Source organism: Desulfosoma profundi (assembly GCF_055387865.1).
Window position 1 is genome coordinate 307,844 of the sequence record NZ_AP042420.1, and the last position, 22,149, is coordinate 329,992.

Annotated in this window: 15 protein-coding genes and 2 tRNA genes; 12 read left to right on the plus strand and 5 right to left on the minus strand. The window is 56.5% G+C overall.

What is annotated here, in order from left to right; all coding sequences use genetic code 11:
- Position 1: 1 nt before the first annotated feature.
- On the minus strand, positions 2-2,188 hold the full coding sequence (locus ACZ5K9_RS01345; protein WP_464272630.1) for an HD domain-containing protein: 2,187 nt from the start codon (positions 2,186-2,188) through the stop codon (positions 2-4).
- Positions 2,189-2,438: 250 nt separating this feature from the next.
- Here ACZ5K9_RS01345 and ACZ5K9_RS01350 point away from each other — a divergent pair.
- Both ACZ5K9_RS01350 and ACZ5K9_RS01355 read left to right on the plus strand, forming a co-directional pair.
- Positions 2,439-2,512 (plus strand) — tRNA-Gln (locus ACZ5K9_RS01350).
- A gap of 7 nt (positions 2,513-2,519) precedes the next feature.
- Positions 2,520-2,595 (plus strand) — tRNA-Glu (locus ACZ5K9_RS01355).
- A gap of 384 nt (positions 2,596-2,979) precedes the next feature.
- Here ACZ5K9_RS01355 and ACZ5K9_RS01360 read toward each other — a convergent pair.
- The 4 genes from ACZ5K9_RS01360 to ACZ5K9_RS01375 all read right to left on the minus strand — a co-directional run bounded on the left by ACZ5K9_RS01360 (position 2,980) and on the right by ACZ5K9_RS01375 (position 5,695).
- Positions 2,980-4,116, minus strand: coding sequence for a hypothetical protein (locus ACZ5K9_RS01360; protein WP_464272631.1), 1,137 nt, complete (start codon positions 4,114-4,116; stop codon positions 2,980-2,982).
- Positions 4,117-4,262: 146 nt separating this feature from the next.
- Positions 4,263-4,397, minus strand: coding sequence for a hypothetical protein (locus ACZ5K9_RS01365; RefSeq protein WP_464272632.1), 135 nt, complete (start codon positions 4,395-4,397; stop codon positions 4,263-4,265).
- A 57-nt stretch (positions 4,398-4,454) separates the two neighbouring features.
- Positions 4,455-4,781, minus strand: coding sequence for a hypothetical protein (locus ACZ5K9_RS01370; protein ID WP_464272633.1), 327 nt, complete (start codon positions 4,779-4,781; stop codon positions 4,455-4,457).
- Between the two features lie 71 nt (positions 4,782-4,852).
- On the minus strand, positions 4,853-5,695 hold the full coding sequence (locus tag ACZ5K9_RS01375) for a DUF169 domain-containing protein (RefSeq protein ID WP_464272634.1): 843 nt from the start codon (positions 5,693-5,695) through the stop codon (positions 4,853-4,855).
- 228 nt (positions 5,696-5,923) lie between these two features.
- Here ACZ5K9_RS01375 and ACZ5K9_RS01380 point away from each other — a divergent pair, with 228 nt between their 5' ends.
- The 10 genes from ACZ5K9_RS01380 (at position 5,924) to ACZ5K9_RS01425 (ending at position 21,895) form a co-directional block, all read left to right on the plus strand.
- Complete coding sequence (locus tag ACZ5K9_RS01380; RefSeq protein ID WP_464272635.1) at positions 5,924-6,556, plus strand: poly-gamma-glutamate hydrolase family protein; 633 nt, start codon at positions 5,924-5,926, stop codon at positions 6,554-6,556.
- A 4-nt stretch (positions 6,557-6,560) separates the two neighbouring features.
- Positions 6,561-7,682, plus strand: coding sequence for a glycosyltransferase family protein (locus ACZ5K9_RS01385; RefSeq protein WP_464272636.1), 1,122 nt, complete (start codon positions 6,561-6,563; stop codon positions 7,680-7,682).
- A 61-nt stretch (positions 7,683-7,743) separates the two neighbouring features.
- A complete protein-coding gene (locus tag ACZ5K9_RS01390) occupies positions 7,744-8,400 on the plus strand; it encodes an ABC transporter permease (RefSeq protein WP_464272637.1) in 657 nt (218 codons plus the stop codon).
- A 5-nt stretch (positions 8,401-8,405) separates the two neighbouring features.
- Positions 8,406-9,140 carry an ABC transporter ATP-binding protein gene (locus ACZ5K9_RS01395; protein ID WP_464272638.1) on the plus strand — a complete coding sequence of 245 codons (735 nt, stop codon included), beginning with the start codon at positions 8,406-8,408 and terminating at the stop codon, positions 9,138-9,140.
- A complete protein-coding gene (locus tag ACZ5K9_RS01400; protein ID WP_464272639.1) occupies positions 9,140-13,987 on the plus strand; it encodes an FtsX-like permease family protein in 4,848 nt (1,615 codons plus the stop codon). Before ACZ5K9_RS01395 ends, ACZ5K9_RS01400 begins: the two co-directional genes overlap by 1 nt.
- Positions 13,988-13,990: 3 nt before the next feature.
- Positions 13,991-15,973 carry a DUF6785 family protein gene (locus ACZ5K9_RS01405; RefSeq protein ID WP_464272640.1) on the plus strand — a complete coding sequence of 661 codons (1,983 nt, stop codon included), beginning with the start codon at positions 13,991-13,993 and terminating at the stop codon, positions 15,971-15,973.
- A 43-nt stretch (positions 15,974-16,016) separates the two neighbouring features.
- On the plus strand, positions 16,017-17,981 hold the full coding sequence (locus ACZ5K9_RS01410; RefSeq protein WP_464272641.1) for an OPT family oligopeptide transporter: 1,965 nt from the start codon (positions 16,017-16,019) through the stop codon (positions 17,979-17,981).
- Between the two features lie 199 nt (positions 17,982-18,180).
- Entirely contained in the window at positions 18,181-19,323 is a 1,143-nt protein-coding gene (locus ACZ5K9_RS01415) for an iron-containing alcohol dehydrogenase (protein WP_464272642.1), read from the plus strand.
- Positions 19,323-20,513, plus strand: coding sequence for a two-component system sensor histidine kinase NtrB (locus ACZ5K9_RS01420; RefSeq protein ID WP_464272643.1), 1,191 nt, complete (start codon positions 19,323-19,325; stop codon positions 20,511-20,513). The genes ACZ5K9_RS01415 and ACZ5K9_RS01420 overlap by 1 nt, the downstream gene beginning before the upstream one ends.
- Positions 20,510-21,895, plus strand: a complete 1,386-nt coding sequence (locus tag ACZ5K9_RS01425) for a sigma-54-dependent transcriptional regulator (protein ID WP_464272644.1) — start codon at positions 20,510-20,512, stop codon at positions 21,893-21,895. Before ACZ5K9_RS01420 ends, ACZ5K9_RS01425 begins: the two co-directional genes overlap by 4 nt.
- Positions 21,896-22,149: the final 254 nt, after the last annotated feature.

Consider the following 22,149-nt stretch of genomic DNA (forward strand, 5'->3'; position numbering starts at 1 on the left):
ATCAGTCCCCTAGCTCGACGGTTGCATCCAGCGATCCGTATTTTTCCACGACGACGGCGCCTGATGGAAAACACTCGAAGAGCCGCCGGGCTTCTTGAAAATTACCCAAGACGACCTGCAGGGACGCCCACTGCGGCGCGTCTTTACGAAACTGCCCTTCCAGTTTCCGCACTTCGATTCCCTGAGGAATGGTCCCCAGCAAAGGCAGCAAGCCCTGTTTTTCCGTCGCACTCACCTTGAACCAAACGGTCATGGGACTTTCCCACCGGCAATCGTCGACCCAAGAAACCTCCAAGAGTTTGTGCGGCGGCAGGCCGTGCCGTTCCTGCAAGTCGCTGCATCGGGACCGGTGAAAGGTGATTCCACGCACGCTGAGGGTGGCCAACACATGGCGCTCGCCCGGATAGGGATGGCAACAACCGGCAAATTTATGAACGGCAGGGTCAAGGGCATTCACGACCAAGACGTTCCTCTCATGGTCTTCACCTTCTTCCAGATGGATTCGACTCCGAGGCGTGGGTTTTTTCGATCGATCCTGCAAATAGTACAGAAAGGCATCGGGAGAAACGAGGTCTTGGCCGACCATCACGAACAAGTCTTCCAGAGACTTCACGTTCAGGACTTCCAGAATCAGCGGCACCTCCTCTCCTTCCAGGACTTCCCTCGGAAATCCGTGGTGCGCCAATTCCTGAAATAGGAGATCTCGTCCGACCTCATAGGCATAATTGCGCCGACGTCGAGTGATTTCCTTGGCGATGGCGTTGCGCGCCTTTGGGGTCATGCACAAGCGTTCCAGGTCGGGGTCAAACGGCAATGCGTTTTCCGCTTTGAGGACCCTGACCGTATCTCCGTCTTTGAGCTTATGCGTAGGGGGCACACGGCGCCCGCCGATGACAGCGCCCACGCAGTAGTTGCCGAGATCCGAATGGATCTTGAAAGCAAAATCCAAGACTATACTGCCCAGAGGAAACGTGTGTGCGTCCCCATGCGGGGTATAGACCGTCACCTCCTCTGTTTCGGACAACTGGATAAGGTTTCGGCGTTGGGGCGCAGGTCCTCCGTATTCGCCGACGCTGCGCAAAAACTCACTGACCTCCTTGAGATAGGACTCCGTGATCCTTTCGGGGTTGTTCCATTGGCTCAGGACCCCATAGGTCGCCCACTCATCCATACTCGTGGTGCGCACCTTGACCAGATAATTTTCTCCCTTGAAGTGGATCCGCGTATGCAGGCTCATGTAGCCGTTGTTCTTCGGGTTGGCGATAAAATCCCGAAGGCTTCGAGGGATCGGCGTCAAGGTCAAATTGACCACTCCCAAGGCACAATAGCAGGCATCCACATTGTTGGACGGAATGACCACGGTAAAGTCCACACGGTTGTCTGCATTGGCCAACCGAAGTGTGCCCTTGGCCGCATCGTAGTAAGTGCCCAGTCCTTTGACGCGACTGCGGATCTGGACGTCCATCCCCTTTCGCTCAAAAGCCTCCCTCAATCGCTCGGTGATTTCGGACACGTTAGGATGGTGATAGAGGGAGCGGAGGGTGTTGAGGATTTTCTTGCTTTTCTTGGGGTAGAGGGAAACCAGCGCCAGCTGGTACAGTTCTCTTTTCAGTGGAAAGATGTTGAGTTTGGCCGCCAAGGGGGCATAAATCTCTACGGTTTCTTGAGCGATTCTCTGCTGTTTGGGTTTGGGCAGGTAGTGGAGGGTGCGAAGATTGTGGAGCCGATCCGCTAGCTTGATGATGAGGACGCCCAATCGTCGGCTGGCCGTTTGGAGAATTTTGCTGTGGGTGAGGTCTTTGAGAACGGCGCGGTCTTGGTGGAGCCGGGTCATCTTGGTGCAGCCTTCCACCAAATCGGCGACCGTGGTCCCAAAAGCTCTTTGGATGAGCTCATAATCCACATTGGGGACGTCCTCGATGACATCGTGCAAAATGGCTGCAGCGAGCATTTCCGGATCTCGGATCGCCATCTCTTTGGCCAGGATGTAGGCTACGGTGCACGGGTGGCTGATGTAGGGCGCCCCTGATTTCCGGAGCTGGCCATCATGGAGTTCGTGCGCATAGTCCAAGGCTCGATAGAAAACGGCATTGGCCGGCTCACCCGATGGCAACAACTCTTCCATCTGGAGCCGGTAGACGCCGAGATCGAACTGTCCGGGATCTTCGGGAAGCAGTAGTTGATACAAGGTTCATCCCCTATGTGAAAATTCGGGATCCGGTCGGGCCGGATCACCTCACAAAATATATCGGATTTTCTTCTCGACGGACAGGCCGAAATAAAATGCTCGACGACCGGGTCGGTCGGCGGGCGTCACGGCCCCCTGTGCGTGCCCGACTCACGCATCGCCGGTTGCCGCAACAGGGCCTTCCGCCGCGCCGGAAAACGTTTGGGCCTTGACTTGGCAGGGAGATTCCATTACTTTCACGGCACTTCGTTGGGGGATCGTCTAGCGGCAGGACGGCGGACTCTGGATCCGCTAGCCTAGGTTCGAATCCTAGTCCCCCAGCCAATCTTTTGGTCCCATCGTCTAGTGGCCTAGGATACTGGCCTCTCACGCCAGAGACACGGGTTCGAATCCCGTTGGGACTACCATAACGGGAATCCAGGGGTCGGGTAAAACCGCTCCCTTTTTTTGTCCCGAGAAATCTGAAGCCCACCGGCGCCGGCCCGAAGACCTTGCCGACCCACCGCTTCCTGTAAGGCTGCACCTGACAAAGAGGCCGGCCGCGGCGCCCGGCTCCCCGGACCCTCATGGCCTCCGTCTCAGGACAGTGCCGCCCAAACCCTTGCCCATGGTCATCTCTGCCGAGGCAATCCTCCCCCGCTTTTCCTCTTCGGCACCACGAAACACTCTGACGGCCCACATCGGCTTTCCCTCCGCCGCCTGGCCTTCAGAGATCTCTCCTCACACATTCTCTGAACCCGGAGGGCTCCTGTCAGCGGCGACCGGTCCACGAGGGACATCCTCGAGCGCATTCAGGCATGGAGAACGCGATACAGGTCTCGGGCGTGTTCGGGGACACGTCGAGAAACCACAGGTCCTTCTTCGGCATCCACAACGAGGTCACCTTCAAGCAGGGCGCCTATCGTTTCCCAATCCGCCACATCAAAAGCTCGAAACGCGCTGAGGATTTCCTCCGTCGAAAAATCCTCATGGGATAAATCCCCGTGCGACCATCCTCGGAGAAATCCATCCAGCACGGCACTCAGCCATCGCGCCGGCGCCCACACCAATTCGCCCGTTCCTTGGTCCCGGTCCAGACGCATGCGGAAGGTCAACATGAAAAAAAAAGCCGCGAGTGCCGAAAGCCTTTCGTGGCGCTGCGAACCCGGTGGCACCAATACCGTGCGACCTCGAGCCGAAATCAAGCGTACTCGCACTTCTTCATGGTCAACGGAAACGATGAAGTCCCCTGCGGCATGGTGCCATGGATAAATCTGGTGAAAGCCTTCCCTGTCGAGAGCCAGGGTGAGCACGTAGGCCGCCCCGCGCAGAAGCCCGCACACTTGATCTTCCAACAGCCTGCTTCCCCCGGAAGATTCATCCCAGACTCGAACAGATTCAGCCTCCTCCTCGGCGCCCTTCTCCATGTGCCATTCGTGAAAGCCTTCAAACCATTGCGCAAGGAAAAAATGAAACAACCCGGTCGCCCCCGGGGTCTCTTCCACCGGAGTGCGCCCGACGGCCAACGGTTGGGGCAAGTACGGCGCTGCCGGTGTCTCGGCGAGAACCTGGAAAGTGTGCCACTCCCGTTCAAGAGCTCTTCGGCCTCGCCAATGCCGCGCCGAATTCATGGCCATGGAAAGCTCTCGGTCATTCACCCGAACCGTCACTTTGGCCACATCGTATAATGCGCCGTGCTTGACGCTGTCGACACGGATTTCGCGAATCTGTTCCGGGGATAGGCGCTCGCCGATCAGAACCTCAAGGCTTCGCCGGATAGGTTCCACGGCCCCCCGTCTTAAGACATCCTCAAGAGCCCGAAAGTACTCTCTATAGGTTATTTCCGGCACGTCCTCGGACAATCCCTTCGGAAGCGTTCGCAGCATAGCGCTTTCGTCGGGATACTTGCCGTCGATGAGAAAGACGAACACCGGGCTCGTGTCCGTCATCGGGGCTTCTCCGATGGACGATCCGCCGTCTCCTCCTCACCAGGGGAGAGGGCAGGACAGGGGGGATTGATAGAAGGAAAGGTTGCGGTTTTTTCTGAAAGGACTTTTGTGGCGTCCAGCCACCAATCGGCGAATCCGCACCCCAGTCAGTGTCTGGAGCGACTCAGGCACCCCTGCAGGGCCTCTTCCAATTCTTGGATGCGCTGCCGCAGGAGATCGCGCTCTTTTTCCAAGGCGAGGATCGCTTCACGCCACCGCGCCTCAGGGCTTTCATCGGCCATGGTTTGTCCTTCTACGCAATCGGCGCCCGCAGGGCGCTGCATCATAAAGAAAGACGATCAGCGCAGACCGTGCTCTCGAAAGAGCTGTTCCAAAAACCGAGCTTCTTTTCCCTTGTCCGCACAGGGGTCGTCGCCGTTGTTCGATATTTCTTGGACGTGAAAAAGGCAATCCACCAAAATCTCATAAGGTGTCACCGTGGTGTGACACTTGGAAAAACCATTGCCGTTGGGTTGATAGACGTGAAGGAAAAGAGACCTGCGTTTTTCCAGGGCTTCGGTCAGTTCTTCTTGGAACGATTGGCAATCAAGGTCTGAATAGATGCGGATGCAGCACTTGGTCCGCTTAAAGAAGACGTACACGCGACTGCGCACGGGAGATTCCATCGGCGCTTCCCTTTGCGACATGGACTGGGCTCACATTTCCTCGTCGTCGTTTCGCAGAGGTCCTGTGGGTATCACGATCCTCCTTTTTTCGCAACCGCCAATCGTTCCTTTAGCTCTTTCCAGACCGCGCGTTCTGCAAAGCTCCCCGCGACGTTTTCCTCAAGTTCCTGGAAAAGCTTCCAGGGGGCGGCAAAAGTGAAAACGGTGTCCCCCATTGTCTTGCACACGTTGAGGCGTGCCGAAAGATCCACCTGGCCGATGACGCCTCGAGGTGTTTCGCGCCGACCTTCTTGGTAGGCGTAGATGCCGATGCTTTGACAGCCCGCGGCGAAAGGAACAAAGACGTTTTCGTTTCCTTCACGGCCGTAGTTGGCCAAAACGACCAAAGCCGCCAATTGATGCGGCTCCGCCCAAAAGACCACTACCTGCGGCTGCGTGTCTTGAGGGTTTACGGCCTTCAGGGGCTGGAACACCACATATCGTGTCGGAACGTCCACGATGGGGAGATTTTGAACAAAGCGCTCCACCAGCTTCGGGTTTTTCAGATAAGCTTCACCCTCTCGGAAATCTTCAACGAAGGCGCCCCCACCAGATGCCTGCATTTGATCGCCCATGGCGCGCCCTTGATCCCAATGCTTGTTTCCAATGGAGAGAAAATAGTGGAAACATGCCTCCCCGCCTGGAAAAGCTTTGTATTGGTTGCCAAAACCTAAACCCACGCCGCCACCCCAACACCCGTAGGATTGCCGGTCAAACGCCGCCGGCTTTCCACGGGACGCCCCCACGAGCATCCACATGACGCAGCCCCACTTTCCGGGACGAAAAGTCGAAGAGCCCCCCGGTTTCTCATCGCTCCACAGGATGGCAACCGGCTCACTCACCATTCCCAATGCCCGAGCCACTGTGCTTTCCATTCCTACCCTCCTTCGGCTGTTCCCCCGCACGTCATCCCTACGTCCGCCCACGAGACAAGGAAAAATCCCGCCACAACACCAGATGCCAATCCCTGCCTTTGATGTTCATCTTTACACGGTCTTTCTGTCTAAGCTAAACCCAGAAACCGAACCCTTGATCCAGTCACCGCCGCCTTCAAACGAGCTTATGCAGCGCAATCGCCTGACCCTGCGAGAGGCACACGCCCCATGAACGGATATTCCTCTTACCACGTCCTCAAAAGCCGCGAAGTGTCAGGGCTTGACTACCAGATCGAATGGCGCACGGGCCATTCCGGCTTGGCCGTCATGGCTCCTCACGGGGGCGGCATCGAGCCGGGGACATCCGAACTGGCCCGCTCCATCGCGAAAGGCGCACATACTTTCTATCATTTTGAAGGACTTAAGAGAAAGAACAACGGGGTGTTGCACATGACGAGCACCCGATTCGACGAACCTGTCGCTCTGGCACTGGCCAAAGCCTCGTGGAAAGTCATCACCATTCACGGCTGCTCCGACGGGGATGCGGATCTTTACCTCGGCGGACGGGACAACAGGCTTCAGGCGACCTGCACCCGGGTTCTTCGGGAAAAAGGGTTTTCCGTGGCCGATCACCCGGTCTTTCGAGGTCTACAGAAGGAGAATCTGTGCAATCGAGGACAAGCCGGGATGGGCCTCCAAATCGAACTGTCACTGCCGTTACGTCGTCGCCTCTTCCTTCGCCTGGACCGCTGGGGCCGACGGTTTCCGTCGCCGTTGTTTCATGATCTCGTGGAAGCTTTTCGGTTGGTTCTTTCGGTCGAAGCCGGCAAGCTCCATGCCGCCCGCCGTTTGGGAGCTTAGGAAAATGAAAATTCTCCAGTACTGCCAGCATGTGTTGGGCATCGGGCATTTCCTTCGCAGCATGGAGATCGCCGCCGCATTGTCCGACCATGAAGTGTTTTTCGTTGAAGGAGGCCACCCCCTCCCCGGCTTTCACGCGCCGGCTCACGTCCGTCGCATCGCTTTGCCGCCCCTGATGATGGATCCTGCATTCCGCACCTTGGAAGCCGAAGGGGACGTGGACCAAATTCAGGAAACCCGAAAAAGAACGCTTCTCGAGCTCTACGATGCGGTGGGTCCCCAGGTCATTCTCATCGAACTCTTCCCCTTTGGCCGAAAGCGCTTCCAGTTTGAACTCATCCCTCTTCTGGAAGCCAACCGAGTGTCGCCGCACCCTGCTCGCATCGTGTGCAGTGTTCGCGACATCCTTGTCGAAAAAGCCGACCCAGCCGCCTATGAAGAGAGGGTGATCACATGGTTGAATCGTTACTTTGACTTAGTCCTCGTCCATGCCGACCCGGCGTGCGTGCGTCTGGAGGACACATTTGGTCGCGTTCAGGACATCCGACCTCCCGTCCTATACACGGGCTATGTTCGCCGGGCCTTGCCGGGGCTTCCACCACCGCGCACGGCCGGAAGAATCGTGTTGAGCACGGGGGGCGGCCGGGTCGGTGTCGACCTTATCCATGCCGTTCTTGAAGCTTTTCTCTTGATTCCGGAGCCTCGGCTTTCCCTGCATGTCCATGAAGGCCCGTTCATGGAACCTCACGACAAGCTTGTTCTCAAACGTGCAGCGGACAGGGACCCACGGGTTTCATGGCACCCTTTTTCCCATAACTTCCTCAAGGAACTGGCCCGGGCCGAGCTTTCCATCAGCATGGCGGGCTACAATACGTGTATGGACATCATATCCGCAGGCGTCAAAGCCCTCGTCTACCCCTTCCCTCAAAACCGGGAGCAGGCGTTGAGGGCCGAGAGGCTGGAGGTGCTTGGAGTCCTTCGCGTCATTCGATCTCTTGATCCTCATGACTTGAGCGCCCTGATCCAGGAAGCTCTCGCATCCCCACGACCCCGCACCCATGCCCTAAAAACCCAAGGCGCCCAAGAAACAGTTCGGGCCATTGAAAACCTTCACGGGAGAGCTTAAAAAAATTAAACACGTCCTGGGGTCTTATAAACGGTGGATCGGCGGACCGAGTCCCAAGTCTATGGCCAAGCGCATCGATCGACAAATCGTCCTTCCCTGGTCCCAAGTGCTGCGCATTTCTTTTAACGGCCTGCGGGCGCGTTTTTTTCGCTCGATGATCACCACGTCCACGCTGATGCTGGCTGTGGCCTTCCTCGCCTATACTTTCGCCGTATACGCCATCTTGGAAGGGATCTGGTCGCCGGCGGATCCCGGCCTTCAGGACGAGATCCTGTCTGCCGGTTTCACCCCAACAGATGGACATTTCGGCAGCACGGCCAAGGACCGATGGCTCGTGGTGCTCTCTCTCCTGGTATGCACCGTCGGCATCGTCAATGCTCAGCTGATGGCCGTGACCGAACGCTTTCGCGAGATCGGGACCCTGAAATGCCTCGGGGCACTGGACAGTTTCGTCATCAAGCTCTTCGTCTTGGAAGCCGCCTACCAGGGAATTTTGGGCGGAGTGGTCGGCGGGATATTGGGTGTGACTACGGCGGCGCTGACTCTGACGGTGCGCTTCGGCACCGTGACGCTCATCCATCTCCCCGCGGTTTCTCTTGGATTCCTCATGATTAAATCTGCAGTTCTCGCCGTGGCCTTGAGCCTCATCGGGGTTATGTACCCGGCTTGGGTGGCGGCCCGCATGGAACCGGCCATGGCGTTGAGATCGGAGCCTTAGTTTCTATGAACGGAAACGGTGCGCACAACGTCGTTCGCTTGGTGGACGTCACGAAAGTTTTCCGCATGGGTCAAGAAGAAGTTCACGCCCTTCGCGGAGTCTCCTTGGAAATCAAGGCCGGGGAATACATGTCCATCATGGGACCGTCGGGATCGGGCAAATCCACCCTGTTCAATATGATCGGGGCACTCGACAAGCCCACCTCGGGCCGCGTCTTTATCGACGAAGTGGACGTGGCCCAATTGGATGCCTATGAACTGGCGTGGCTCCGGTGCCGAAAAATCGGATATATCTTCCAGACCTTCAATCTGATTCAGGTCATGACCGCCATCGAGAACGTGACGTTGCCCATGATATTCGCCGGCATGGGCCGGGACGAATACATGGATAAGGGGATGGAGCTGCTCAGGTTGGTGGGCCTTGCGGAGCGTTTTCAGCACAAGCCTTCTGAACTTTCCGGAGGGCAGCAACAGCGGGTGGCCGTAGCCCGCGCTCTGGCCAACGACCCCGCCATTATTCTGGCCGATGAACCTACGGGGAATCTGGACTTGAGCACCGGCGAGGAGATCATCACCCTTCTTAAGACATTATCCCAACAAAGGGGAGTGACCATTATCTCCGCCACGCATGATATCAAGATGATCAATGTGTCGGACCGCGTGGTCTGGATCCGGGACGGCCGAATTGATCGCATTGAAGACCGGGAAAAACTGCAAGTGTCCGTGGGGCAAGTGATCTGATGAATTTCCTGGCAAAAAAGGATGCGCTCGCGTTCCACACCTGCCGATTCCCGCGACGCAGGGGGATCACGGGCATCGCGACACGGCTTACGCTTCTGACTTTTCTCCTTGTCATGGCATGGGGTGTCGGTGGATTTTCACCTAAGAGCGCGGTGTCTGCCGGTGATCCCTTGGTCCACCATCTTGAGGCCCTCACCCGAACGCCTGATCGTTCCACCGGCACGCCGGGGTGCGATGCGGCCGCTGAGTACATTTTCCACACCTTTCGGCGTCTCGGGCTCAAGAATGTGGACCGCCACTTTTTCTTCGTGCCCGTCCCGGTTTTGGATAAAGGACAGATCTCCGTCGGTGCGGAAAATTACCCACTTTACCCCTGGTCACCGAACATGGCCATGATGTCCCAAACCCCGCCCGAGGGCCTGGAAGGCCCACTAGTGGACGTCGGAGACGGGGCGTTGTCGCAATTTGATGGCCGATCCATCCGAGACACCCTCGTGCTCATGGATGTTGCCTCTGGAGAAAACTGGTGGATCGCTGTCCAGATGGGCGCGAAAGCCGTCATCTTTTTGGGGGGCGAGGAAGACACCCGGGATGAATTTCTCGTGAAGAACATCCCCACCCCATTGGATTTTCCAAGGTTTTATGCACCCCCGGAAACTGCGGCCATTTTGCGCAAGGCTGCGGCTCAAAATCAACAGGCCCGGGTGCAGGTGCAAAGCCACTGGGAACATCACTTGGCACAAAATATCTTTGGCGTCGTGCCCGGTTCTTCACCGGAGCTTTCCAAAGAACTGGTGATTATTGAGGCGTCTTACGATGCATCGTCTCCTGTGGTGGGCATGGCGCCTGGAGTGGACCAAGCCGTTTCGGCAGCCATGCTCCTTCATCTCGCCGAAACCTTGATGATCAACCCCCCGGCACGCAGTACCCTTCTCGTAGCCGTTTCCGGCCACGGCCAAGGACTTTTGGGCACGCGCCATGTCTTGTGGACCTTGGAAGGGCCGCGCCGCAGTCTCCGCACCGAACATCGCTCATTGTCCGACAAACAGAAGCAGATCGACGAACTCCGAGGACTCTTGTCCCGTCCAGATCCTCTTCAGGTTGACCCTGACCGACCCATGTCCCGCGCGATGGTGTGGTCCTACGCGGTCGAACGGGCCAAGGACGAGGCGGATCGCCTGAGTCGTGAAGCCCATTCCGACCAAGCGAGGATGTTCCAGGCATTGCAGTATCGGCGGCTCAGTTGGAAAGAAGACATAGATGCCCTTACGCCCGAAGAACGGATCTTGGCCACAGAACTTATTCGTTCGAGCCTGAACGATCTCAATAGGGAGCGCGAAGAAATCCGCCTCCGCTTGCGGGCCGTCAAGTCCTGGATGACGTTGCGCAACCTTGCCGATGAGTATGAAAGAGTTCTGCATCTTGGCCTGTCTCTGTCATCCCAGTCCGGCCTTTTGACCCTCTCCGAGTGGGGCGGCACGTTCCCTTTGCGGGAGCCGGTGTATCGCATGGTCCGCGACGTGGCCCTCGCCGATCTCTTCCGGCGCTCGGCGGAAGATCTCGCCCGCCGCACCGGACGGCCACCCATTTTTGAAAAGACGGACCGCCACGGTGCCGATTCGGCGTCCCGGGCCGTGGACACCCTCGGGACACTTTGTTTGGCGTGTGATATCGGAGCCCTTTCCAGTTGCCCATCCTTTGCTTTGACCAGCGCCAACAATCGCCACACTTTCTGGGACACGCCTAATGACACGAAAGCCCGTCTGAACCGGCCTGCTTTGACACTGCTCCAAGAAAACGTCGCCGATCTCCTGGCCAAGGTGATCTCCCACCCGGCCCTCAAGGAAAGCTGCCGAAGCGGGGTCGAAGGCCTCTCGGCCGTCGAGGGGCGGGCCATGTTCATCCGTCAGGGCGAACTCTTCCCGGACAAGCCGGCTGCGGGGACCATCATATGCGCTCTTCAAGGAGACTCCCTTGTCCGTGTCATGTCGTTTCGTGACGGATCCTTTTTCATTCCCGCGGTGGCCAACAAACGGGTCGCTTTCCAAAAACTTCTCATTGAAGCCTACGGCGTAGACCCGCAAACGGGAAAAATCCGCTGGGTCGCCGACAAGGTCCAGACCTCCAAGGACAATTACCGCTTGAACATCAAAGGGCGCCTCGCCAGCACCACTCTGGTTATGTTTCCTTGCCGACAGACGGATATCGTCGGTGTTCTGGATCCGCAACGCATGGATTACCTGACAAAAATCAACGTGCTGGACGGGGTGACCGGGGCCCGGCCTTTGCGGTATTGGTACAGCCGCGTGGACGGTCGAGACACTTTCGCCGTGTCGGTGTTTTTGGAAGAGGGAAGTCGTTTCAAATTGATTCTTTCCGATACGCTTTTGCGCAAGGAGCTCCTTCTGATCAACGGCACGGCGGAGAATCCCATGGGCTTGGGATATCCCATTGGGGACCCTCCTCTGATCGCCGAAACCCCAATGCGAGTGGTGGACGACCTGACGCGTCTCGTGGGCGAACGCCTGAAAAACCTCAACACTCACGGGATCAGCAACAAATATCTACAAAACTTATACCATGAAGCCCTGGATGAGCGGAGCCGAGCGCGGGAAGACCAGGCCGAGATGCGCCACAGTCGCTCTTGGGAGAAAACCCTCTCCGCTTGGGCTAAACTCATTACGGTCTATAACGAAATCGAAAACACTCAGAAAGACGTGCTCGCAGGGGTGATGTTTTTTATCGCCTTGTTCGTGCCTTTTGCTTACTGCCTTGAACGGTACCTGTTTTGTTTTCGAAACATCTATAAACAGATCACGGCGTTCTTTCTCCTCCTCGTCGCCACGATCCTCGTCATCAGGGCGCTCCACCCGGCCTTTCGGCTGACCTACAATCCCATGGTGGTGATTATCGCCTTTTTCATAGTGGCCTTGAGCCTTCTGGTGTCGTGGATCCTCTTCATGCGCTTTGAACAGGAAATGGCCGCAACACCCATAAATCAGGGAACGGCCTCGGCAAAAGAAAGTGTCAATAAATGGCAGGCCTTTGGGGCCGGGTTCGCCATCGGAGCCTCCAACTTGAACCGGAGACGATTGCGCACGGCCCTCACGTCCATCACCCTGATCATTCTCACTTTTACCATCATGTCCTTCACCAATGTGAAGAGCCTGACCAAGACCACAATGACCCGAGTCGGGGACAACCCGCTCTACGGCGGGATACTCATGAAACACCATTTGTGGCGTCCTCTGACGGCCCTCACGTTGGAAAGCCTCGCAGCCCGCTACGGCGACCGTGCTGTCCTCTGGCCCCGCTCGTGGATCGAGCCAACCCATCCTTCCCTCCGGGCGGTGGCCTCCGTCAGCACGGACACCAAGGTCATGCCCGTTGAAGGTGTTCTAGGACTGGGCAGCAACGCTCCAGCTCCAGTGAAAAACATGGTCCACATTGGACGGTGGTTCACCAATGAAGATGTTCGGAGCATGCTGCTCCCGACTCCATTGGCCCGGAAGCTGGATCTGGATCCGACGCGAGATGTGGGAGCCACCGTGTATCTGTGGGAAGTCCCGTTTACCGTCATTGGGTTTTTTGATCCGGATCGGTTAGAAGCTTTGAAGGATCTCGACGGAACGCCCATCAAGCCTGTTTATCTCGAAATTTCTCCGGATGCCGATCTGTCCGAAGCCGAAGCCGAGGCCATGCAATCCGGTGAAACCGTCGGACCGATGATAGAACGGTTTCGGGCGGCCTCCGCCGAATCCACGGTATTGATCCCTCATGCCACGTGTATATCTCTGGGGGGGAGTCTGCGGGCGGTGGCCCTCGTGACGGAGCGGCCGGCAATGGCTTTGGAAATTGCCGAAGACTTGTCTCGACGCCTCACCTTCCCCTTGTTCGTGGGAGCCGATGTCACCTACTATCATTCAGCCGCCAAAACCTTGCGTTATCAAGGCGTTGCGAATCTTCTCGTGCCCATGCTCATCGTGATCTTCATTTGCCTCAACACCATGGTCGGGCACGTTCACGAAAGGAAATCGGAAATCGGCGTCTACACTTCTGTCGGTCTTGCGCCGAGCCATGTAGGATTCTTGTTTATTGTGGAAGCCCTCTCACTGGCCGTGCTGTCCACGGTGATCGGTTACATTGCGGCCCAGCTTAGCGCCCACTTTTTGGGAAAGACACGCCTTTTCGCCGAACTGACCTTCAACTATTCCTCCTTGGCCAGTGTGGCCTGCATGGTGCTCGTCTTTTCGGTGGTCCTTTTGGCCTCCCTTTACCCCGCCCGCATGGCGGCCGCGCTGGCCATGCCCGACGTGACCCGCACGTGGACGCTGCCTAATGCCCAAGGCGACCTTCTGGAACTCCATCTCCCCTTCCTTCTAAAGCCCGAGGAAGAACCGGGCATCATGGCTTTCCTGGCCGGATTCATCCGGGAACACCAAGACGTGGCCCAAGGCCCGTTTATTGTGGACGACGTGCATCTCACACCGGCTTCTCCCGACGCGGACGGAACTCAGCTCCCGCAACTGGTGTGTTTTTGGCTTTACGCCAATGTGTGGTTGGCGCCGTTTGATTTTGGTATCAAGCAACGGTTGCACCTGCATTGCTGTCCATCCGTCGATGACCCGAGTTACATGGAGGTGGCCATCCAAATGATCCGCCTTTCCGGTGAACGGACGGCCTGGCAGCGGGCCAATCGCAACTTCATCAAGGTCATACGGAAACAGATGCTCTTGTGGCGACTTCTCGATCCGGAAACCAAGGCCTTGTACACCCGCAACGCCGGGACTCCCGTTCCGAAGGGTGTCCCGAAAGACTTCGGAGGTTCCCCAGAAGGGCAAGGATAAATCATGAAGGGAAGAAGACTGCGCTGGAGGGTGATCGCCCTGGGGATACTTTTATCGGTCCTTCTGTGCGCCCTGACCCCATATAACAATGTGCGGTTGCAGAACAGCCCCCTTGCGGGAGGCCACTTTCCCTTGGCTTCCTTCGGTGTGCTCCTTTTCTTTGCGGCCATCTACAACCCCGTTGCCCGAAAGATCCAACGTGGAGCCGTGCTGAGCGCCCAAGAGTTGCTCCTCCTATGGGCCATGGTCACTGTGGCCACAGGTATTGCCTACACCGGCCTTTTTCGGACATTTCTCATCAACATCACCACCCCCGCCTGGCTTGCCGCCACAGGACATCCCACAGGAAAAACGCTCCTCGAACTCCTGCCTGAAAGCCTCTTCCCGAGGGACCCGGAGATGATCCAAAACCTTTACCGCGGGTTTGAAAACGGCCGGCACCTTTCCTGGCTGCAGGTTCTCGCCCGTATCCCCTGGTCCAGCTGGATGACACCGCTGACCCTCTGGGGGATCTTTATCGCCTGCATTTACGCGGCGTTCCTGGGCCTCACAGGCCTTTTGAGTCATCAATGGATCGAAAACGAGAAGATGAACTTCCCCCTGCTCAGGGTCCCTTTGGAGATCGGGGAGGAATCGGAGAAAGGCGCTTTGAGTTCCTACGTGGGGCATAAGCTTTTCGTGATGGGTTTCTTTGTCCCCATCCTCCTACATCTCATGAATGGGCTGCATACTTATTACCCCCAAGTTCCCCAGATTCCCGTACTGTTCCTTGCCCAGCCATATATCCCCAGGGAAGGACTTCTGTCGGGCTTTTACAAAGTGAAAATCTATCTTTATCCGGCTTTCATCGGCTTTGCTTATCTCACTTCCAAACAAGTGTCCTTCAGTCTATGGTTTTTTTTCTTTCTCGGTGGCCTTCTACCCGGATTGCTCCAACTTGTGGGCTGGAGGCTGCCTTCCGCGGCCATGGGGACGACTTTCGGCCCAGTCTTGGCGAGAGTGGAAGAAATGCAAATGATTGGGGCCTTCGCGGTGTTCTTCTTTTTTGTCCTCTGGCTGGCCCGTCATCATCTCCTGGAAGTCATCGCCGGCTTTTGGCGGCGGGACACTGGCGGGGAAGAGCCACCCAAAAGTCTCCTGCATCCCCGAAAAGCATTGCTTCTTTTCCTTGCAGGAGGCGGGGGGGCGGTCTTGTGGACGACCACCTTCGGCATGGATCCACTGCCGTCTGTGCTGTTTCTCGGGGTATGTTTCATGCTCCATGTGGTCACGGCACGGCTCATCTGCCAAGGCGGGCTTCCATACTTCACCCTCACGGCCGCTCCGTCCGACGGCTTCCTTTCCATGATCGCCACGAAGGCCATCGCTCCGTTAACCCTCGCTTTGGGATTGGTGGTTCAGAAAGTGGCATTTGTAGATGTGCGCGAATCCCTCCTGCCTTCTTTATTCCACGCGTCCAAAGTGGCGGAAGGGGTACGTGTCCGGCGGCGCTTCCTTTTCGGCATCCTCTCCGCGTTGACCCTTGGGGTGGTCGTCTCGTGCGCGGCCATGTTGGTGGTGAGTTTTCAATACGGCATTACGATGCTTCCCGACGACTGGGCTCTGGAAACCAGCCGCCGTGTCCACGAAGGGGCCGCCCAGCTGCTGCGCTATCCTGAAGGTCCCAAGAAATGGAGCATGGTTTTTGCCGGCATTGGAGCCGCCGTGATGACGCTCCTCGTGTTCGGCTATCGGCGATTTTTGTGGTGGCCCCTTCATCCCATCGGCTATCTGACGACCTATAGTTCGGCCTTGCGCATACTCTGGTTCAGCTTCCTCATCGGGTGGCTGTGTAATGCCTTGGTGCTGCGCTACGGCGGGGTCAAAGCCTTCAAGGAAGCACGACGCCTTTTCATCGGCTTGGTCGTGGGAGACATGGTCATGGCCATGGCTTGGCTCATCGTGGGTATTTTTACACCCGTGAGCTATCATGTGCTTCCCCTTTAGCCCTGGAAGACATGGGGACACGACAGGGACACGGAGACGTTTCATGATCGAGGATAAAGAACTCAAGGAATATCGAGATCTCCTTGAGCCCCCGGCACAATTTCGGGACGGCTTCGGTTGGAAATCCGTCATTGGAGCCATTTTCATCGGCTTTCTTATGATGCCCGGGTCGATGTACCTGGGACTCGTCATTGGCACGGGCATCGGTCCGGCGGCCCGTTGGGTGACGATCATCCTTTTTGCGGAGGTCGCCAAAAGAGCGTATACGCGACTCAATCAACAAGAAATCTTTGTGCTCTATTACATGGCGGGAGCGGCTATGGCCTCTCCCTTCTCAGGACTCTTATGGAATCAGTATCTGGTCCAATCCGAGGCGGCACGAATGTTGGGCCTCACCCAACACATCCCCTCCTGGGTGGCGCCCCAGCCGGGATCGGAGTCTCTTATCGAAAGAACCTTTTTCCACAGGGATTGGCTGGTGCCGATTCTGCTGATGATTGGCTTCGAACTCATCCAGGCCGTCGACCATTTTGGGCTGGGTTATGCGCTCTATCGGCTCACGTCTGACGTGGAAAAACTTCCGTTTCCCATGGCGCCGGTGGGGGCCCTTGGGAATATGGCCCTTGCCGAATCTGCGGAACAGAGGGAGACCGGCTGGAAGTGGCGCCTGTTTTCCATCGGAGGGATGATTGGATTGTGTTTCGGGTCCATTTACGTCCTGCTCCCTGCCGCTTCAGGGGTCATTCTTTCAGAACCCGTTCGGCTTCTCCCCATTCCATGGATCGAACTCACGCCATTCACGGAAGACATCCTTCCTGCGGTGGCCACCGGCATCCAGCTGGATCTTGGGCTCCTCTTCATCGGGATGGTCCTGCCCTTCTGGGCTGTCATGGGTGGTGCCGCAGGATTCTTGATCACTTTGGTTGCGAATCCCATTTTGTACCACCATGGCATTCTCCAGCGCTGGCACCGGGGAATGGGCACGGTGGATACCGTCTTTGCCAATAATTTCGATTTCTATATGAGTTTCGGCATCGGCATCGGGCTCGCTATCGCTGTGGTCGGCATGGCCCAAGTCTTTCGGGGGATCCGCTCGGAGGCCATGGCGCCTTTTCGGGAACGGATGAAAAAACTTTTCCAACCGCCGCCCGGCAGAGGAGATTTTAGCATTTGGATTGCTTTGGCCATTTATGTGGCCAGCACTCTGGCTTACGTGGTCCTGTGTTCGATCCTGGTTCCCGGCTTTCCCTGGATTTTTTTGGTTGCCTACGGTTTTGTCTACACGCCTTTTATCAGTTACGTTTCGGCCCGCATGGAAGGTATCACGGGCCAATTTGTCAGTCTTCCCATGGTGAGGGAGGCAAGTTTTATCGCCGCGTCCAAATTCTTCGGCTACCATGGCATCGGCATCTGGTATGCCCCCATTCCTATCCATAATTACGGGAAAGCCACAGTGCGGTGGCGGGAAATCGAGCTGACCGGGACCAGTTTCCGAAGCATCATTAAAGCGGAAATTTTGGTCTTCCCGGTGGTGATGATCGCCAGTCTCCTCTTTTCGCAATACATCTGGCGACTCGCTCCCATCCCTTCGACCCAGTACCCGTACGCTCAGGAGCTGTGGCATCTCCAGGCGCTCAACAGCCTGTTGCTTCAAAGCGCCACGCTGGAAGGGTACTCGCCGTTTTTTGAGGCCTTAAAGGGGCAGTATGTCTTGTGGGGCTTGGGGCTGGGCACCTTGGTGTACTGGATTCTCAGCGTGCTTCACTGGCCTGTGCTACTCATATACGGGATCGTAAGAGGCCTCGGGCAATCCACACCTCATGGGATTTTCCTGGAAATCATCGGGGCATTCTTGGGCCGCTACTATTTTTCCAAAAAATATGGGCTGGCCTGGCGTCAATACGCTCCTGTACTCCTTGCCGGTTTTTCTTGCGGCATGGGGCTCATGGGCATGCTGGCCATGGGTTTCACCCTCATCATGCGTTCTCTTGGAAGCTTGGCCTATTGAGGCAACGCTGCGGCGGTTTTTCTGTGGTTTCCTGCCATGCTGCGGACCTTGCACCCTCATTGTCCTAAATCCAAAACTCTGAAAGCCCCTTTCTAAAACCACATGACCGAGACCATTTTCTCAGACTTTGCAAACCCAGCGTTTGTCGGAGATAGTAGAAAACGCTGGACCACACCGCCGCCGCGTTCAGGAGTTGTGCATGGAAATCACGAAGTTTTCAATCCCGGAAATCATCTTTGGACGCGGTGCCTTGAAATATGCGGGGCTGTGCGCCAAACGTCTGGGCGCGGAAAAGCCCATGGTGGTCAGTGATCCGGGACTGCGTGAAGCCGGATGGGTGTCGCGCCTATTGGATGTCCTCGCCGGAGAGGGATTGGAATGGTGTTACTTCGAGGACGTTGTCAGCAATCCCCGGGACACTCAGGTGGCCCATGGCGCCCTGTTCTACGCCGAACATAAAGCGGACGTCATTATTGCCCTTGGAGGCGGAAGCCCTATGGATGCGGCCAAAGGCATTGCCGTCGTGGCCAGCAATGGGGGGAGAATTCAGGACTATGAAGGCGCCAACCGCATTCACCGTCCTTTGCCACCCATGGTTTTTCTTCCTTCCACCGCGGGGAGCGGGTCAGACATTTCTCAGTTCGCCATTATTACGGATACACGCCGGCGGCTCAAGATGACCATTGTCAGTCGAACACTCGTCCCTAACATCTCCATCATTGACCCCAATGTGCTCACCACCAAACCCCGCTACCTCGTCTTAGCCGCCGCCATCGATGCCTTGGCCCATGCCATCGAATCCTATGTGTCCGTTATCGCCTCCCCCTTCACGGAACTCCAGTCCCTCAAAGCCATTGAAATGATCAGCATCCATTTACCTCGGGCGGCCCAAGACCCTTCCTTGGAAATTCTGGAAGCCCTAAGCATTGCCAGTACCGCCGCGGCTATGGCATTTAGCAATGCGAGCTTGGGAGCGGATCACGCTTTGGCCCACTCCCTTGGCGGCATGTTCGATGTGCTTCACGGGGAAGTGCATTCGGTGTTGTTGCCGGCTGTTATGAGATTCAACATGGAAGCAGCCCTGCCCAAAATGGCTCAGATCGGGAAAATCCTGATCGGGAAAAGCCTGCGCAGTGAGCGGAAAACGGCCCAAGCGGGCATTGAGGCCCTGGAGCATCTCTTCGCTTCCCTGGGGATGAAACATCGGCTTCGAGATTTGGTTCCGGAACCTTCTTACGTGCCACAACTGTGTCGCACGGCGGCCCAAGATGCGTGCTTGTTGACCAACCCAAGGCCCGCCACATGGATGGATCTCCTCAAAATTTGCGAAGAGGCCTGGTGATGAATTCTCGTCCTTCTTTGGAAGACTTGATCGGCATTGAATATTCCAAACTGGGTTTTTTTCGAGAAGCCCAGGAAAGGATCGCTCAATTGCACGCCTCGACGCTGGAATTGGAACGACGGCGTCAGCAGATTCAAGCCATTTTGGACGGAATCACGGATGTCATGGCGGTGATCACCCCGGAGGGACGCATCACCTCTGTCAATCGGGTTTATTACGATATGTTCGGGGGCAATTCCCCTATCGGTCGCCTCTGCCACAGCGCATTTCGAGGCACCGACGAACGGTGTCACCCTTGTCCGGCGCTCATCGCCTATGAAACGAATCGGTTGTGCCGCCAGGAGCACCTGTTGACCATCAACGGCTCCAGACGCTATTTCGAGATCACGGCCTCTCCTTTGAGGAACTCCCAGGGCCGTCCTTGTCACATTCTGCTGCTGAAACGTGATGTGACTTTGGAGCGCCAATATCAGGCCAAGCTCAACCATGCCGAAAAGATGAGCACCGTGGGTCTTTTGGCCGCAGGGGTCGCCCACGAGATCAATAACCCCTTGACGGCCATTCTGGGATTTGTCCAAGCCATACGCAAACGTCTTCCCGAAGTGCGGGGCCAAATGCCCCCCGATTTCTCTTCTACGCTGGAAGAATACACGGCCATCATCATGGAAGAATGCGCCCGATGTCAGGAGATTGTGCAAGGTCTTTTAAGTTTCAGCCGGCCGTATTCCGGAACCATGATCCCGGTGGATCTCAATCAATGCGTGCAGGAGACGGTGAAATTGCTGCGGCATCGCTTCCCCGAATATCCGCAACTCCAGTTTCACCAAGAGTTGGAGACAGAGCTTCCTAAGGTCCTCGGAGCCCCTTCGGAAATCAAGCAGCTTTTGCTGAACCTGCTTCTCAACGCCTTGGATGCTCTCCCCAACGGCCAAGGGACCATGCGCGTGCGTACCTTCGTCCGCGACAACACAGTCTGCCTCGAAGTTCAAGACACGGGCTGCGGCATCGACAAGGAGAACCTGGAGAAGATCTTCGCGCCTTTTTTCACCACCAAGCCCGTCGGCCGGGGTACAGGGATGGGACTTTCCATGTGCTATTCCATCGCTCAGGCCCACAATGCTTCCATCGAAGTGGAAAGCGAGCCTCACAAAGGATCCACCTTTCGCGTGGTGTTCGGAAAGATGTCATGACGCCCATGCGTGTTCTGCTCATCGACGACGAATTATCCATCCGAAAGCTGGCGGAAAAAGAACTGACCGCTCCCCACCGAAGGATTGTCACGGCGGACAGTGCGGCTGCGGCTAAAAAACGCATCGCCGAGGAGACGTTTGATGTCGTCGTGGCGGACATTCGGCTGCCCGACGGCGACGGCATCGAGCTTTTAAGCTTCTTTCGACAAACATTACCTGACGTGGAAGTTATCCTGATCACGGGCTACGGCACCGTGGAAAGCGCTCTCAAGGCCATGCGGCTGGGCGCCTACGACTACATCACCAAACCGTTCGATTTGGAGCGGTTGGAAGTTGTCCTGGAAAAGGCCTTTGAACGGGTGTGCCTTAAGAGAGAAAACCGCCGACTGCTGCACGGACATAAGGATATGGGCGCCCCCCGCCTCGTGGGCCGATCTCCAGCCATGCGTCACATTACCCAGCTGATCAAAAAGGTCAGTCCACACACCACATCGGTGCTCATCACCGGAGAGTCCGGGACCGGCAAAGAGGTTGTGGCACGAAACATCCACGCTCTAAGCCCCCGGACGCAGCGCCCTTTCGTCGTTAAGAACTGCGCGGAATTGCAAAAGGACCTTCTGCGCAGTGAACTGTTCGGCTATGTCAAAGGAGCCTTTACCGGAGCCCAGGAGACACGCGACGGCCTGATTCACCTTGCCGATGGAGGCACCCTATTTCTTGACGAAATCGGGGACATGCCTTTGGATCTCCAAGGGGCGCTTTTGAGAGTCCTGGAGACCAAGAAGTATCGACGGGTCGGCGATCAGCAAGAGCGGCATGTGGACGTGCGATTCCTTTTCGCCACCCACCGAGACTTGAAGGCTGAAGTGGATGCGGGCCGCTTTCACGAAGCCCTATATCACCGACTGAACGTTTTCCATATTCATCTCCCTCCGTTGAGGGAACGACGCGAGGACATTCCCTTGCTGGTGGAACATCTTTTGGGGGTTCTAGGTCAACCTGGAATCTCCTACAAAATACCCGATGAGACCCTAGGTTATCTCATGGCTTACCACTGGCCGGGGAACGTTCGGGAGCTTCGCAATGTTCTCGAACGCTGTCTGATCCTCAGCGAAGATCGGGTTATTCTCCCCATCAGCCTCCCCTGGGAGCTCACCCGAGGGGCTCCTCCAACGGGTCCAGCCGCTTTCTCATGCCAAACCCTTCAAGAAGTGGAACGGCTCCATATTCAAAAGGCCTTGGCGCATTTTTCGGGAAACAAGACCGAAGTCGCTCGAGCCCTTGGGATCAGCCGCCGAACCTTGTATCGCAAAATGAAAGCCTACGGTCTCAATGACAGCGCGGGTGACTCTGCAAAAATCTCCACTCATGTGACAGAATGACACATCGGTCCTTCCCCACGGACAGAAAGACTCACATCCAAAACCGACCCGTCCTAAAACCCCTGGATATCCCGAAAAAAACAAGTCACTGTTTTTCCTAAAGGAAAAGAGCGCAAGAACGTGAGCCGACCTGCGTAGAGCGTTCTGTCCCTCAAGCCAGATTGGCACAAACCCCAGACCGCCTTTCCATATCTTTTAGGCAAGTCCCTGTTTTCACATTCTTTAATGTGGTGGCATCTATCTTGATTACTTGA